Origin of the sequence: Kribbella sp. NPDC049584 (assembly GCF_040675555.1) — a bacterium.
GTDB lineage: Bacteria > Actinomycetota > Actinomycetes > Propionibacteriales > Kribbellaceae > Kribbella.
On the sequence record NZ_JBFAPF010000014.1, the window covers coordinates 147325 to 162327 of the forward strand.

Sequence of the window (15003 nt, forward strand, 5' to 3'; positions counted from 1 at the left end):
GCCGATCAGACAGCGACGGGTGCCGGCTGCTCGGCTTCCTTCTTCTCCTTGGGCTGTGCGGCCGCGGCTGCCTCGTTGCGCCGCTGGATGCCGACCGAGATGCACAGGTCGAACGCCGCCGCCAGGAGTGCGATGCGCAGCGGCTCGAAGATGAGCCGCTCGATCATGCTCGAGATCTCCTGGTTCATCAGACCCCAGTAGTTGCCGTGGATACCGATCAGCCGCTGGACCAGGACGAACGCCCAATCGTCGGCCAGCACCCAGAGCGTGTAGACCATGCAGACCACGCCGAGGAAGACCGGTCCGACCCGAACCAGCAGCCGGAACGCGTTGATCGCCGGGTAGAACTTCTCGCGCAGACCGCCGAGCACCAGGTCCGGCGCCTTGTAGGTCAGCTCGACGAACCGGCCCCGCTGCGGTCCTTCCTGCTCCGCCTGGCCGCCGAGTCGTCGCTCGAGCCGTGTGCCGCGGAAGACACCGCCGCCGGAGAGCACCCGGTGGCCGAAGACGACCGTCGTGATGGCCAGCCAGGTCAGCGGCTCACCGACACCGAGCTTGAACAGCGGCCAGAGGGTGTCCCAGAAGAAGACCCAGAGGAACTCGATGCCGGCCGGCAGCGGGATGTGGATGCCGGCGAAGAAGTCCTTGAGGCCGTCCCACCAGTCCACCGACCAGTACCAGAAGGTCCGCTTCTGGAACCAGAGCTTGCCCTCGGCAATCGCGAACGGAGTGATGACGCAGGTCAGGAGCACGAAGAAGGCTTCGGCCCAGACCTGGGCGAACTTCACCGGCCTGTTCGGCCAGCGGTCGTCGACGGCCTGCAGCACGCGACGCAGCACCAAGAGGATGACCAGCGCGGGAAGGTAGCTGTGCCAGCTGTGGATGCCCAGCTTGAAGAACTGTGAGCCGGCCTGCGTTCCGTTCTGCACCAGGTTCGTCGCCGAGAGTTGGTTGATCTGCTCGTCGAAGAAACCCCATGCCGACCAGACCGCTACCAGCGGCAGCAGCGTGATGGCCAGCAACTCGAGCAGCCCGCGCTGCGTCGGGTCTGACGTCTCCTCGGCTTCGCTGGTCGCGGCATCCCGCCAGCGGTACAGCGACATCGCACAGGTCCGGATCATGCCAACAGAAGCTGTGATCTGCAGCAGCACGCCGACCGCGAACAGACCGGTCCCCAGGCTGGAGTGCTGATGCTTCCCCAGCCACATCGCGCCCTGCATGCACACCGTGAACCCGATGAAGCCCGCGACCCACCAAGTGGTCATGGGCAGCAAGTTTTTCCACCAGAGTCGGAAGGTGTCTCCGATCAGGTGGACCATCTCGCGAAAGCCGTCAACGAGCGTGCGCATCGCGCCCGATCCTAGGGCATCAGCGGTGCGCCGCCGCCCGCTACTTCAACGGGCTATTCTCTGCGACCGCAACTCGAGGTCAGGGCGATCACCCCGGTAGTCCCAGAACGACACGTCCGCGTACGCGGCCCCACCGAGCACGTCCGCAGGGAAGTCCAGTTGGAACGGCTTGGTCTCGTTACAGGCGATCGCGCTCTGCTTGGTGATTCCTAACACAGTCGCCTTGGTGTATCGACAGCCGCTGAGGGACGACTCTGTCGCATGTACCTCGCCTTGCACCCGGACAGAGCGGTTGTAGAAGATCACCTGGCCGGATGTCCAAGTGGCCCCGACCTCCATGCTGAAGTCCTTCGTGGGGTATGTGGTCTCGATGGCCTGAGCATTCGTGGGAACTGCTGTCAGGGCGGTGAGAACCACAGCTCCGCTGAGCCAAAGTGCATCAAGCCGACGCATCTGCGTACCTCATTCTACTGGGGCGGTTGTCCAGAGGATCCTTCCTTGGCAGACCTGACTGAAACCCTTTTGCAGCTTGTTGCAAGCGTCAGCCGTAGGTGTCGCGGGGGCCTCGGCCGCCGCGGATGGTTCGGGGGCCTTTGCGCCAGGAGGGGGTGTGGGGGCCTTGGACGTTGACGCGGGTGACGGTGCCTTCGCCGAGTTCGGTGTTCAGGCGGCGAACCAGGTCGGGAGCCAGCAGCTTCAGTTGGGTTGCCCAGGCGGTGGACGACGTGCGGACGGTCAGCACGGTGTCCTCGTACGACTCGGGCTTGCAGTGTTCGGCCATCTCGCGGCCGACGATGGACGGCCAGCGGGCCATCACCCCGTGGACGGCGACGTCGATTTCCCAGCCCTGGTCGCGCATCAGCCGACCGAGCGTGTTGGTCAGCTTCTGCGGGTCGCGGTCGTCGGGGCGGGCGCTGCTGATCTGGGCGCCGTCGATCCGCGGCCGGCGGCGGCGCTTGACCGGCATGATGCCGCCCTTGGCCGCCTGCTGCTTGAGTCGTCCCGCCAGCGACTTCGCCAGCTCGAGGCCCTGCTTGTCGTGCTCTTCCTCGCTCCCAGAGCGACTTTCAGGGCCGCTCTCAAGGTCGCTCTCGGTGCCGCTCTCAGAGGAATCCGGGGGTTCAGGCACGCCGAACGACCCCTTCACCGACCTCGAAGCGCGCACCGCTGAGCTCAGCGGGCACGTCAGCGCCGACGGCTGCGGTCACCAGCACCTGCTCGGCCGGCGCGACCAGCTCGGCGAGCCGGTCCCGGCGCTGTGTGTCGAGCTCGGCGAACACGTCGTCGAGGATCAGCACCGGTTCACCCCCGTCCGCACGGAGCAGTTCGTACGACGCCAGCCGCAGCGCGAGCGCGAACGACCAAGACTCACCGTGACTCGCGTACCCCTTCGCCGGCAAGTCCCCGAGCCCGAGTACGACGTCATCGCGGTGCGGACCGACCAGCGAGACACCGCGCTCGAGCTCGTCCCGCCGCTTCTCCTGAACCGCTTCCAGCAGTACGTCGGCCAGCTGCTCGCGCGACGTCACACCCGGCTCGAGCAGGACCGAGGACTTGTACTCCAGCCGCGCATCACCCTTGCCCCGGGCAACAGCGTCGTACGCGCTGGACACCAACGGGCGCAGAGATTCCAGCAGCTCCAACCGAGTCGCGAGCAGCTCGGATCCGACGCGCGCCAGGTTCGAGTCCCAGACCTCGAGCGTGCGCAGCTGCCCTTCGGCCGCGCTCGTCCGGTTCTGCCGACGGGCCTGCGACGCGCTCCGCAGCAGGGAGTTCCGTTGTTTCAGCACCCGGTCGTAGTCCTGCCGTACGCCGGCCATCCGGGGCGACCGCAGCGTCAGCAACTCGTCCAGGAACCGCCGCCGCTCGGACGGATCGCCCTTCACCAGCGCGAGATCCTCCGGCGCGAACAGCACGGTCCGCAGCAGCCCGAGCACTTCCCGCGGTCGCGGAACCGGCGATCGGTTGATCCGGGCCCGATTTGCCTTCCCAGGATTGATTTCAAGCTCGACGACCACATCCCGGTCGTACTGGCTGCGGATCTCGGTCCGCACGATCGCGCGGGTGGCGCCGGCCCGCACCAGCGGCGCGTCGTTCGCCACCCGATGCGAACCGAGGGTCGCGGTGTAGTGGATCGCCTCGACCAGGTTGGTCTTGCCGTGGCCGTTCGGCCCGACGAAGGCCGTCACGCCCGGGGTGAGCTGGACCTCCGCCTGCTGGTAGGACCGGAAGTCGAGCAGACCCAGGGCGGTGACGTACACCTCAGTGCTTGATCGGGGGCGTCGCATACGACGGGTCGGCGGCCTCGGCGCCCTTCACCGCGTGACCGCCGAACTGGTTGCGCATGGCGGCGATCGCCTTCATCGCCGGTGAATCGTCCTGCCGCGACGAGAACCGGGCGAACAGCGCGGCCGCGATGGCCGGCACCGGTACGGCGAGGTCGATCGCGGCCTCGACGGTCCACCGGCCCTCGCCGGAGTCGTCGGCGTACCCGCGGATCTTCTCCAGGTGGTTGTCGTCCTCGAGCGCGTTCACCAGCAGGTCGAGCAGCCACGAGCGGATCACGGTGCCCTCGCGCCAGGACTGGAACGCCTCCGGCACGTTCTCGACGACGTCGGACGCCTCGAGCAGCTCGTAGCCCTCGGCGTACGCCTGCATGATGCCGTACTCGATGCCGTTGTGGACCATCTTCGAGAAGTGGCCGGCGCCGACCTTGCCGGCGTGCACGAAACCGAACTCGCCCTCGGGCTTGAGCGCCTCGAAGATCGGCATCACGGTGTTGACGGTGTCGTTGTCGCCGCCGCACATCAGGGCGTAGCCATTCTCCAGGCCCCAGACGCCGCCGGAGACGCCGCAGTCGACGAAGCGGATGTCCTTCTCGGCGAGCTGTGCGGCGCGGCGGGTGTCATCGGTCCAGCGGCTGTTGCCGCCGTCGATCACGATGTCGCCGGGGGAGAGCAGCTCGGCCAGCTCGGTGACGACCGGATCGATGGCCTGGACCGGCACCATCACCCAGACGACCTTCGGCTGGCCGTCGGCGGTGAGCTTGCCGACCATGTCGGCCAGGTCCTTGGCATCGGAGATGTCCTGGTTGTGGTCGAACCCGACCACGGTGTGGCCGGCGTTGCGAATCCGCTGGCGCATGTTGCCGCCCATCTTGCCGAGACCGACAAGGCCGAGCTCCATCTGAATCCCCTTGTTCTATTGGCTTTCAGCTGTTGAGGCGGACCGGCATCAACACGTACCGGAACTCGCTGATCGGTTCGCCCTCGAAGTCCCGCACACCGGTCAGTTCGGCCGGCTTCGTCGCCTGCGTGAAGGCCAGGTGTGCGACCGGAGTCCCGATCGCGCCCAGGCCGTCGAGCAGGTACGTCGGATTGAAGCCTACGGTCACCGGCTCGCCGACGACCCGCGCCTCGAGCGACTCCGACGCCTGCGCCTCGTCACCGCTGCCGGCGTCCAGCGTCACGCTGTCTTCCTCGAAGGTCAGCCGGACGGGGGCGTTGCGCTCGGCGACCAGGGCGACACGCTTGACCGCCTCGACCAGGGTCGCGGTGTCGATCCGCACCCGGGTCGCGATCGCGGCGTCGGTCGGGATGATGCCGCGGACCTTCGGGAACTCGCCGTCGAGCAGCCGGGTGGTGGCGCGCCGGTTGCCACCGGACACCTCACCCTCGAAGCCGACGATGCCGTCCCCGCTGCCCGGGGCGGCCAGCGACACGATCACGTCGGAGCCGGTCATCGCCTTCGCGGTCTCGGACAGCACCCGGGCCGGCACCAGCGCGGCCGCGGACGCGTCGGGGGACTGCGGGTTCCACTCGAGCTCACGGATCGCGAGCCGGTAGCGGTCGGTGGCGAGCAGCGAGATCGTGGAGCCCTCGATCTCGACCCGGACACCGGTCAGCACCGGCAGCGTGTCCTCACGCCCGGCCGCGGTCACCACCTGGGAGACGGCCTGGGCGAAGACATCGGCCTTGACCGTCCCGCTGGCGGCCGGAAGCTCCGGCAGAGCCGGATATTCCTCTGTAGGAAGCGTCTGGAGCGTGAACCGCGAACTGCCACAGGTGACCTGAGCCTTCGCTCCGTCCACGGCGAAGTCCACGGGCTGGTTCGGAAGACTCTTGGAGATGTCGGCGACGAGCCGGCCGGAGATCAGGCACTTGCCGGAGTCCGCCACCTGCGCGGGCACGGTGACGCGGACCGAGGTCTCGTAGTCGAAGCCGGACAGAGTGATCTGCCCGTCCTCGGCCTCGACCAGAAGGCCGGCAAGGATCGGAACGCTGGGACGACTGGGCAAACTGCGCGCGGCCCAGGCCACCGACTCGGCCAGTACGTCGCGCTCGACGCGAAACTTCACCGCTGGGTGCCTCCTGATTCGGCTGTGTGCCAGGCAGATCCTGCCACGGACAAAGGTGCTGTGCGCCCATCGGGCCTGACGTGGCGCTTCGGGCGGGTCGCGTCGGCGTCGTGCTGCGGGTCGTTACGGGAACAGCCTGACAGGTCGGTGCGATCGACGCGAGATCGGGGTTTTCCCCAGATCGGGCCGCCCGTTCGTTTTGTGGCCTGGGACCTCTCTACAGATTCCATAGTGTTCTTCGCACCGGTGGATACTGTGGAAAAGCGACGAGTTCGCAGGTCAGACCGCATTTCTGGGTGGGGACGGCGTGTGGACGAGTCTCGGTCGTGCTGGGGACGCCTGCGGATGACGGATTCTGTCCCCACAGGGCGTCCACACGATTGACCGCTGTGTCCACGGCAATACCCACAGTTTTCCACAGCTGTGTCCCCAGCCTGTGCGGTTCTTCTACTGCTGCTTCGCCTGGTGTTTGATCCGGTTCGTCAGCTCGGTGACCTGGTTGAAAACGCTGCGCCGTTCGGACATCAGCTGCCTGATCTTGCGTTCCGCGTGCATCACCGTGGTGTGGTCGCGGCCGCCGAACTGCTGGCCGATCTTCGGTAGGGACAGGTCGGTGAGCTCGCGGCACAGATACATGGCGATCTGTCGTGCGGTCACCAGCACGCGGCTCCGGCTCGAACCGCACAGGTCGTCGATCGACAGACCGAAGTACGACGCGGTCTGGCCCATGATCATGCTGGCGGTGACTTCGGGCTTGCTGCCTTCGGGAATCAGGTCCTTCAGCACGATCTCGGCCAGGCTCAGGTCGACCGGCTGCCGGTTCAGGCTGGCGAACGCGGTGACGCGGATCAGTGCGCCCTCGAGCTCACGGATGTTCGTCTGCACCTTCGACGCGATGAACTCGAGCACCTCGGGCGGAGCCGTCAGCCGCTCGGTCGCTGCCTTCTTCCGGAGGATCGCGATCCGGGTCTCGAGGTCGGGCGGCTGGATGTCGGTGATCAGACCCCACTCGAACCGGTTGCGCAGCCGATCCTCCAACGCTTCCAGGCGTTTCGGCGCGCGGTCGGAGCTGATCACGATCTGCTTGTTCGCGTTGTGGAGCGTGTTGAAGGTGTGGAAGAACTCTTCCTGGGTCTGGATCTTGCCTTCGAGGAACTGGATGTCGTCGATCAGCAGTACGTCGACGTCGCGGTACCGGCGCTGGAACTGGGACGCCTTGTCGTCGCGGATCGCGTTGATGAAGTCGTTGGTGAACTCTTCGCTGGACACGTACCGGACGCGGGCGCCGGTGTAGAGGCTGCGCACGTAGTGCCCGATCGCGTGCAGCAGGTGGGTCTTGCCCAGGCCGGAGTCGCCGTAGATCAGCTGCGGGTTGTACGCCTTGCCCGGCGCCTCGGCGACCGCCACCGCGGCGGCGTGGGCGAACCGGTTCGAGCTGCCGATGACGAAGGTCTCGAAGGTGTACTTCGGGTTCAGCCTGGCTTCACCCTGCGCTTCGGTGGCCGACTGGGTGGGCGAACCGTTCGGCGGCGGTGCGACGGAGCCCATCGGCTGACCGAACTGCTGCTGCGGCGCCGGCTGCTGGAAGTGCTGCGGCGCTGCATCCGGACGCGGCTGGTTGTACTGCGGTCCGTTGTCCGGGTCAGTCAGCGCTGACTGGATGGTCGGCTGGTATGCGCCTTCGGTACGCAGCGGCTCGCGTACGGCGGGTTGCTGCTGGTGGTGCTGCTGTTGTGGTGGCTGCTGCTGTGCGTACTGCTGGGGCTGCTGGGCAGCGGCCTGTTGTGCGGCCTGCTGCTCGCGGAGCTCGGGGTCGAGGGACGGGTCGACGGTGACGGCGATCCGGATGTCGCGGCCGAAGCTCTCGGTGAGGATCCGCTCGAGGTCAGGACGGAGCCGGGTCTCGAGCTGACCGCGGGTGAAGTCGTCGGGTACCGCCACGATCGCGGTGCTCTCGTGCAGCGTCACCGGACGTGAATTGGTCAGCCAGGCGCGCTGGTTCGGCGGGAGGCCTGCGAGTACGCGGGTCCAGGCATCACCAAGATCCGTCACCGGTGCTGCCACCTCCTGCTGGGGCGCAGGCTGCTGCACCGGCTGTGGCGCTGGCTGGGGTGCGTGCTGCTGAGGGATCTGCTGGTGAGGCTGCTGCTGGGGCTGCTGCTCGGGAGCGTGCTGGATCGGGGCATGCTGCTCCGGGGTGTGCTGCCCGGGGGTCTGGGTCTCGGCGGGCTGCTCAGCATTCTGTTGAGTGGGCCGGTGATCCGGTGACCACTGGTTGCTGGTTGCGTTGTCCGCACGTCCATCACCCTCGTTCGCTGCCGAGCCCGCTCTGTCTCCGCTGCCTGTACCCCATTCGGGAGCGCTGCCCCAGGCGGTGTTCTCACCGGGGTAGCGGACATTGCCGATGGTCGGCGCCGCGCCGAAGTACGCCGTACCTACCGGCGGCTGTAGTGCCGGCGGTTGTAGTGCTGGTGGCTGCAGGGAGCCGGCCGGCAGATCGGTTGCCGCGCGCTCGAGCTCGGAGCGGTAACCGTACGGACCCGGCGGCGGCGCTGGCCGGTAACCGGGCGCCGGCTGCTCCGGCATCGGGATCGGAAGGGATGGGCTGAGGTAGTCGGCGGGATCCATCCGCGGAGCCGGGCTGTTCTCGACCGGGGGCGCGGTCTCCGCCCGAGGCTGCGGCTCGGGGGCGGGCGGGACCTCGGTCCGGAAGTTCGCCTCCGGCTCGGGGCGGAGGCCTGCGTCGGGTTCGGGGCGGAGGTCCTGGCGGCCGTCGCCGGAGTGCTCCGTCCGGTCCTCGGCTGTTGTGTATCCCACCGGTGTGACTTCCGCACTGGCGGAATGGTCCTCGACCACGCGTTGCTCCCCGATTCATCGCTGCGGTGGCCGGCGCGTCCCGGGCGGACCCGGGTAGCGCGACCATTCGACCCGACCGCCGCACTGTCCACACGGTTGTCCACAGTTGTGAACGACCGCAGGAGCAGGTTGGTTACCAATCGCGGGGTGTGGGACCTCTGGTGTGAGGGAGTGACGCTAACAAGTCTGAGTAGGCAGCTTCAAGCCGTCATCCACAGGCTATGAACAGGAAATTGGGGGCAACTTGCGGCGTGTCGGGTAGACGCCGGAGCGTAGTCATGGTTTGTGATCGCTCTCTGTGGCTGTCCGGATCGGAGGGTGACCACGGCCCGGTGCTGACGTTGCCCACTATCCTGTCCACAAGCCTGTGGAAAAGTCTGGGGATACCTGGTTTGACCTGTCCACAGGCGGCCACGTACCGTGGATCAGTCGGTGTTGAGCCGGCCGTTTCGTGCTGCGCTCCCTGCGGATTCCTCCGGTGGTGTGTAGGACGGCTACATTGGACAGATCCAATCAGTGGATTTGTCGACATTCTGTGATCTCGAGTAACCGGAGTCATTCCAGTGAGCAAGCGGACGTTCCAGCCGAACAACCGTCGTCGGCACAAGAAGCACGGCTTCCGTCTTCGGATGCGTACCCGTGCGGGTCGCGCGATCATCGCCGCCCGCCGTGGCAAGGGTCGTCAGCGCCTCGCGGCCTGAGCGACCTGCTCGACGGTGACCACCTCGTGCTGCCAGCGTCGAACCGGCTCCGCCGGTCCGACGACTTCCGTCGCGCCGTCCGGTCGGGACGTCGCGCGTCGCGGCGCGCGGTGGTTCTCCACCTGCTGGTGGAGGACGGCTGCACCGAGCCTCCACGTGTCGGATTCGTTGTGAACAAGGCGGTGGGCAACGCGGTTCTGCGGAACCGGGTCCACCGCCGTCTGCGTGCTGTGCTGACAACGCGGCTCCCCGATCTTCCGGCCGGCAGCCTGGCCGTCGTCCGTGCGCTCCCGTCGTCCGCCTCGGCGTCGTACGACGAGCTCGCTGCGGATGTCGACGGTGCTCTGACCCGGTTGCTGAAGTCATGATGCGGATCAATCCCGTGCGGAGCGGGATCATCGGATTCCTGAAGCTGTACCGCCTGCTGATCAGCCCGATGTACGGGCAGGTCTGCAGGTTCTACCCGAGTTGTTCGGCGTACGCCTTGGAGGCGGTCGAGCGCCACGGTGCGGTGCGCGGTAGCTGGCTGGCGATGAGACGACTCATCCGCTGCCACCCGTGGAACCCCGGAGGCTACGACCCCGTTCCACCCACAGATGTCGACCAGCGCGGAGATCATGAGGACTCCTGTCTTCACGACTCCGCCAACCAGCCCGGACCGTCAGCCGACGCCGGGCCTGTGCAGCGAGGTGCATGAGTGACTCTTCTGGCCATCCCCGGGCTCGCCGTTTGGGACGGGATCGTAGATCTGTTCAACACGGTCATGACGCCGCTGTACTGGGCTGTCTCGGCGCTGCTCGTCGGCTGGCACTGGCTGCTCAGCCAGGTGCTGGACCCTGACGGCGGCTGGGCCTGGGCGCTGTCCATCGCCGGCCTGACCATCGTCATCCGGACGCTGCTGATCCCGCTGTTCGTCCGGCAGATCCGCTCCAGCCGGAACATGCAGCTGCTGCAGCCGAAGATGAAGGAGCTGCAGAAGAAGTACGGCCATGACCGGGAGAAGCTCGGTCAGGAAATGATGAAGCTGTACAAGGAGACGGGCACCAACCCGTTCTCCTCGTGCCTTCCGCTGCTGCTGCAGTCGCCGATCTTCCTGGCGCTGTTCCGGGTGCTCGACTACGCCGCCAAGGGCCAGTGGCACAGCGAGATCATGAAGCCGTACGTGAGCTCGCTGCAGCATGCGAAGATCTTCGGTGCGGAGATCTCGCAGACCTTCCTGAAGGCGAGCGGCCCCGGTGCGGGCAACGTCAAGGTCGTCGCGATCGTGCTGATCATCCTGATGACCGCGACGATGTTCACCACGCAGCTTCAGTTGATGCGCAAGAACATGCCGAAGGAGGCCCTCACCGGCCAGGCAGCGCAGATGCAGAAGGTCATGCTCTACGTCTTCCCGGTCTTCTTCCTGATCGGTGGCTTCAACTTCCCGATCGGTGTGCTGATCTACTGGTTCGTCTCGAACCTGTGGACGATGGGCCAGCAGTTCTACGTGATCCGGCGCAACCCCGCTCCGGGCACCCCGGCGTACGACGCGATGCAGGCCCGCAAGCGCGAGCACAACGTGCGGCACGGCAGGCCGGTCGACGACGGCGTTCCCGGTACGGCGGGCGCCGCGACGGAGACCGCGACCTCGGACCGTCGTCCGGCCCAGCGTCAGCAGCCGAAGCGTCAGTCGCGCAGCGACCGCAAGAGCGGCCCGGCCGCCGGTGCCGCGACCGCCTCCGACTCGACGGCGTCGAGCAACGGCCAGACGACGGCACCGCAGGACGAGCCGCGGCCCCAGGACGCGCCGAAGAACGCCCAGGGCGCTGTCGCCAAGAAGCAGCCGGCCGGCTCTACCAAGCGCCAGCCTGCCGCCAAGTCGGCCGCCCAGAAGCGGGCCGCGCAGAAGAGGGCGGCGCAGAAGCGCTCCGGCGGTTCGCGCTGACCCGCGAGCTCTTCGTGCTTGCACATCCTGACTTGTGAACGACGGGATCCCCGTGGGGCGGATTCCGATATTGCGAAGGAGTGGCCGTGAGCGACGGCATGCAGAACACTGAGGCGGCGGAGCAGTCCGCCGGTACGAACCGTTCGGCCGAGGATCGCCTGAAGGCGCTCGAGGCCGAGAGCGATATTGCGGCGGACTACCTCGAGGAGTTGCTCGACATCGCCGATCTCGACGGCGACATCGACATGGACATCGACGGCGATCGCGCCGCGGTGTCGATCGTCGGTGCGGAGCTCAACAACCTCGTCGGTGAGAACGGCAAGGTGCTGGAGGCGCTCCAGGAGCTGACCCGGCTGGCGGTGTACCGGGAGACCGGGGAGCGGTCGCGGCTGATGCTGGACGTGTCGAACTACCGGGCGAACCGGAAGGCCGAGCTTGAAGAGGTCGGCCGGAAGGCGGTCGAGGAGGCGAAGGCGACCGGGACCCCGGTCCGGCTCGACCCGATGACGCCGTTCGAGCGCAAGGTCGTGCACGACGTGGTCGCCGCCGCGGGCCTCACGTCAGAGTCCGAGGGCGAGGAGCCCCGCCGCCGCGTGGTGGTCCAGCCATGAACGCACGCCAGTGACCGAATTCGTTTCACGTGAAACACCGCCGCTCGTGGACAAGCTGTTTCCACGGGCGGCGGTCCGGCTTTCGGCGTACGCCGAGTTGCTCGCGACCGAAGGCACCCTGCGGGGGCTGATCGGGCCGCGCGAGGTGCCGCGACTCTGGGATCGGCACCTGCTGAACTGTGCCGTCGTCGAGCGGCTGATCCCGGAGGAGGCCCTGGTTGCCGACATCGGCACCGGCGCCGGCCTGCCAGGGATCGTGCTCGCGATCGTCCGTCCCGATCTCCAGGTGGAGCTCGTTGAGCCGTTGCTCCGGCGCACCACCTTCCTCCAGGAAGCGGTCGACGCACTCGAGCTCGACAACGCGACAGTGGTGAGGTCGCGGGCCGAGGATCTGCCACGGGCGTCGTACGACGTGGTGACCTCCCGGGCCGTTGCTCCTCTCGGCAAACTCGCACGCTGGTGTCTGCCGCTCTGTGTCGAGGGCGGACTGATGCTGGCGATGAAGGGCGAGTCCGCAGAGGAGGAACTGGACGCCTCGGAACGCGAATTGGCGAAGCTCGGGGCAGAGCTTTGGCACATTCATCAACTCGGCGGCGAGGAACTGGCCCTCCCCACGACTGTGGTGAGTATTGTGGCCGGACGTGCTGCAGGGGGATCCCGGCACGGACGACACGGGAGGTGAGCGGGTTGGTGAGTCGTGCCCTCGGATGGCCCGAGAAGAGCACCGGTGAGCCGAGGTCTTCGCAGGGCATCGGCTGGCCGACCGATCCGGAATCCAGCGTTCGCGTGGTCACCCACGAACCGGCTCCCGATCTCACCCCCGCGCCGGCACCTCCTGTCCAGACTTCTTCTTCTCCGGAGCTTCCGGACCCGATCGTGGCGACGCCACCGATCGACAGTTCTGGCCTCCGGGCCGTTGCCGCGGCTGGTCTCGACGTACCCGGAGCGACCGGCGACGGCACCGTTTCACGTGAAACGCCCGACATGCGCGATGATGGTTCCGAGCCCGAATCGGCGTCACTGGTGGACGCCGAACCGGGCTTCGCGGACTCTCCACCACCTGTGGATGACCACCGCATGAAACTGCCTCTGCACACGGGAATTCGTCCACAGCAGCCTGTGGACGGAGCTGGGGGCAGACCCGCCCCGACCCCTACCGACATCCTCTTCGGGCCAAGTCCCGCACCTCTTGGAATGGGCGCTATGACTGCCGCACAGATCGCCGCGCGGGCCACGTCGGACGAGCTTCAGCGACGACTTCTCGAGACTCCGATCGCCGCCGCGACCGAACGGACCCTGCTGGTGAATGAAGGACGCACGATGGGCCGCGAGTTCCCGCTGCCCGACCAGACCCGAGTCTTCGTGGTCGCCAACCAGAAAGGTGGCGTCGGCAAGACCACGACAACCGTGAACGTCGCCGCCGGCCTGGCGCTGTACGGCGCGAAGATCCTGGTGATCGACCTCGACCCCCAGGGCAACGCGTCGACGGCCCTGGGGATCGACCACGCCGAAGGAACGCCCGGCGTGTACGAGGCGGTCATCGAGGGCGAGGCACTCGACAACCTGATCCAGCCGTGCGCTGAACACCCCGGCATCCAAGTAATCCCGGCGACCATCGATCTGGCCGGCGCCGAGATCGAGCTCGTCAGCGTGGTCGCCCGCGAGAGCCGGTTGAAGAACGTGCTCGATGCGTATCTGGCCAAGAGCGAGGCCGCGGGGGAGAAGTACGACTACGTCTTCATCGACTGCCCGCCGTCGCTCGGCCTGCTGACCGTGAACGCGCTGACGGCCGCGCGCGAGGTGCTGGTCCCGATCCAGAGCGAGTACTACGCACTCGAGGGCCTGTCCCAGTTGCTCCGCCACATCGACATGGTGAAGTCGCACCTGAACCCCGGCCTCGACGTCTCGACGATCCTGCTGACGATGTACGACGCGCGGACGAAGCTGGCCGGCGAGGTCGCCGCCGAGGTCCGCGGCCACTTCAAGGACGCCGTACTGCGGACTGCCGTGCCGCGCTCGGTGCGTATCTCCGAGGCCCCGAGCCACGGGCAGACCGTGCTCGCGTACGACCCGGCGTCGGCGGGCGCACTGTCGTACTTGGAGGCTTCTCGTGAGATCGCCATGCGGAACAACGCCTGATCGTTGGATCGGTGTGGCACCGTTTCACGTGAAACGGGAACGTCAGCAGTGACTCAGGATGTCGATCTCGAGGGAGCGCGATGAACACCCGACTCGGACGCGGACTTGGCGCGCTGATCCCCAGCTCGCCGGCCCCCGGCACCACGACTCTCGGCAGCAAGTCGAGCTCGATCCCGGGGGCGCCCCCGATCGCGAAACCGGCTGAGCAGCAGGGGCCGCAGGGTCCGGAGCTGGCCGCGGTACCGGGCGCCTCGTTCGCCGAGATCGAGGTCGACAAGATCACGCCGAACCCGAAGCAGCCACGGAGCGTCTTCGACGAGGAGGCGATGGAGGAGCTCGTCCACTCGGTGAAGGAGATCGGTCTCCTGCAGCCGATCGTCGTTCGCCGGCTCGAGGGCGACAAGTACGAACTCGTCATGGGCGAGCGGCGGTGGCGGGCGACGCAGCAGGCGGGCCTGGCGACGATCCCGGCGATCGTCCGTGACACCTCCGACGACGCGATGCTCCGGGACGCGCTCCTGGAGAACCTGCACCGCAGCCAACTGAACCCGCTCGAAGAAGCTGCCGCTTACCAGCAGATGCTCGACGACTTCGGCTGCACCCAGGAAGTCCTCGCCAATCGGATCGGCCGGTCGCGCCCGCAGATCTCCAACACGTTGCGACTCCTGAAGTTGCCCGCCGGCGTCCAGCGCCGCGTTGCTGCCGGGGTTCTCTCCGCGGGCCACGCTCGAGCTCTCCTGGGTCTCCCGAGCGGCGACGCCATCGAGCGCCTCGCACAGCGCATCGTCGCCGAGGGCCTCTCGGTCCGCACCGTCGAAGAGATCGTCGCCCTGGGCGACATGAACGCCGAGGATCCCACTCCGCCCCGCCGCCGCAACAAGCCAGTGGCCCCGCGCCTGGTCGATCTAGCCGACCGGCTCTCCGACCGTTTCGAGACGCGCGTCAAGGTGGATCTCGGCAAGACCAAGGGCAAGATCACCGTCGAGTTCGCCTCCCTGGACGACCTCGAACGCATTGTCACGCTGATGGACCCCAACAAGCAGAACGACTAGCTGTACTGCCCAGG

The 15003-nt window shown here is 67.2% G+C and carries 14 protein-coding genes and 1 pseudogene; 8 read left to right on the forward strand and 7 right to left on the reverse strand.

What is annotated here, in order from left to right:
• Positions 1-5: 5 nt before the first annotated feature.
• The 7 genes from AB0J62_RS36275 to dnaA form a co-directional block, all read right to left on the reverse strand.
• A complete protein-coding gene (locus AB0J62_RS36275) occupies positions 6-1265 on the reverse strand; it encodes a hypothetical protein (RefSeq protein WP_363881337.1) in 1260 nt (419 codons plus the stop codon).
• 129 nt (positions 1266-1394) lie between these two features.
• Entirely contained in the window at positions 1395-1688 is a 294-nt protein-coding gene (locus AB0J62_RS36280) for a hypothetical protein (protein ID WP_363881339.1), read from the reverse strand.
• A 202-nt stretch (positions 1689-1890) separates the two neighbouring features.
• On the reverse strand, positions 1891-2478 hold the full coding sequence (locus AB0J62_RS36285; protein WP_363881341.1) for a DciA family protein: 588 nt from the start codon (positions 2476-2478) through the stop codon (positions 1891-1893).
• Complete coding sequence (recF, locus tag AB0J62_RS36290; protein WP_134106445.1) at positions 2471-3610, reverse strand: DNA replication/repair protein RecF; 1140 nt, start codon at positions 3608-3610, stop codon at positions 2471-2473. The genes AB0J62_RS36285 and recF overlap by 8 nt, the downstream gene beginning before the upstream one ends.
• 1 nt (position 3611) lies before the next feature.
• Entirely contained in the window at positions 3612-4535 is a 924-nt protein-coding gene (gene gnd, locus AB0J62_RS36295) for a phosphogluconate dehydrogenase (NAD(+)-dependent, decarboxylating) (protein ID WP_363881343.1), read from the reverse strand.
• Positions 4536-4560: 25 nt separating this feature from the next.
• Positions 4561-5706 (reverse strand): DNA polymerase III subunit beta, encoded by a 1146-nt coding sequence (gene dnaN, locus AB0J62_RS36300; protein WP_363881345.1) that lies wholly within the window; start codon positions 5704-5706, stop codon positions 4561-4563.
• 447 nt (positions 5707-6153) lie between these two features.
• Positions 6154-7770: a chromosomal replication initiator protein DnaA gene (dnaA, locus tag AB0J62_RS36305; protein ID WP_363881555.1), complete on the reverse strand. Its 1617-nt coding sequence runs from the start codon at positions 7768-7770 to the stop codon at positions 6154-6156.
• 1355 nt (positions 7771-9125) lie between these two features.
• Between dnaA and rpmH the strand changes: the two genes are divergently transcribed.
• From rpmH to AB0J62_RS36345, 8 genes and pseudogenes are all read left to right on the forward strand, one after another.
• Positions 9126-9263, forward strand: a complete 138-nt coding sequence (gene rpmH, locus AB0J62_RS36310; RefSeq protein WP_130386492.1) for a 50S ribosomal protein L34 — start codon at positions 9126-9128, stop codon at positions 9261-9263.
• 26 nt (positions 9264-9289) lie between these two features.
• A complete protein-coding gene (gene rnpA / locus AB0J62_RS36315) occupies positions 9290-9631 on the forward strand; it encodes a ribonuclease P protein component (RefSeq protein ID WP_363881348.1) in 342 nt (113 codons plus the stop codon).
• A complete protein-coding gene (gene yidD / locus AB0J62_RS36320) occupies positions 9631-9960 on the forward strand; it encodes a membrane protein insertion efficiency factor YidD (RefSeq protein WP_363881350.1) in 330 nt (109 codons plus the stop codon). Before rnpA ends, yidD begins: the two co-directional genes overlap by 1 nt.
• 9 nt (positions 9961-9969) lie before the next feature.
• A pseudogene (yidC, locus tag AB0J62_RS36325) lies at positions 9970-10950 on the forward strand (membrane protein insertase YidC); the annotation flags it as partial.
• 335 nt (positions 10951-11285) lie between these two features.
• Positions 11286-11798 (forward strand): R3H domain-containing nucleic acid-binding protein, encoded by a 513-nt coding sequence (locus AB0J62_RS36330; RefSeq protein ID WP_363881557.1) that lies wholly within the window; start codon positions 11286-11288, stop codon positions 11796-11798.
• A 46-nt stretch (positions 11799-11844) separates the two neighbouring features.
• Positions 11845-12480, forward strand: coding sequence for a 16S rRNA (guanine(527)-N(7))-methyltransferase RsmG (gene rsmG, locus AB0J62_RS36335; RefSeq protein ID WP_363881352.1), 636 nt, complete (start codon positions 11845-11847; stop codon positions 12478-12480).
• A 521-nt stretch (positions 12481-13001) separates the two neighbouring features.
• Positions 13002-13937, forward strand: coding sequence for an AAA family ATPase (locus AB0J62_RS36340; protein WP_166679568.1), 936 nt, complete (start codon positions 13002-13004; stop codon positions 13935-13937).
• A gap of 80 nt (positions 13938-14017) precedes the next feature.
• The gene (locus AB0J62_RS36345; RefSeq protein WP_363881354.1) at positions 14018-14989 is read left to right on the forward strand and encodes a ParB/RepB/Spo0J family partition protein; all 972 of its coding nucleotides are present in this window, start codon (positions 14018-14020) and stop codon (positions 14987-14989) included.
• The last annotated feature ends 14 nt before the right edge of the window (positions 14990-15003 follow it).

Coding starts and splice junctions, on each gene's coding strand:
- AB0J62_RS36345 (WP_363881354.1), top strand. CDS start 14,018: ATGAACACCCGACTCGGACGCGGACTTGGCGCGCTGATCCCCAGCTCG.
- AB0J62_RS36330 (WP_363881557.1), top strand. CDS start 11,286: ATGCAGAACACTGAGGCGGCGGAGCAGTCCGCCGGTACGAACCGTTCG.
- gnd (WP_363881343.1), bottom strand. CDS start 4,535: ATGGAGCTCGGCCTTGTCGGTCTCGGCAAGATGGGCGGCAACATGCGC.
- AB0J62_RS36280 (WP_363881339.1), bottom strand. CDS start 1,688: ATGGAGGTCGGGGCCACTTGGACATCCGGCCAGGTGATCTTCTACAAC.
- yidD (WP_363881350.1), top strand. CDS start 9,631: ATGCGGATCAATCCCGTGCGGAGCGGGATCATCGGATTCCTGAAGCTG.
- AB0J62_RS36340 (WP_166679568.1), top strand. CDS start 13,002: ATGACTGCCGCACAGATCGCCGCGCGGGCCACGTCGGACGAGCTTCAG.
- AB0J62_RS36275 (WP_363881337.1), bottom strand. CDS start 1,265: ATGACCACTTGGTGGGTCGCGGGCTTCATCGGGTTCACGGTGTGCATG.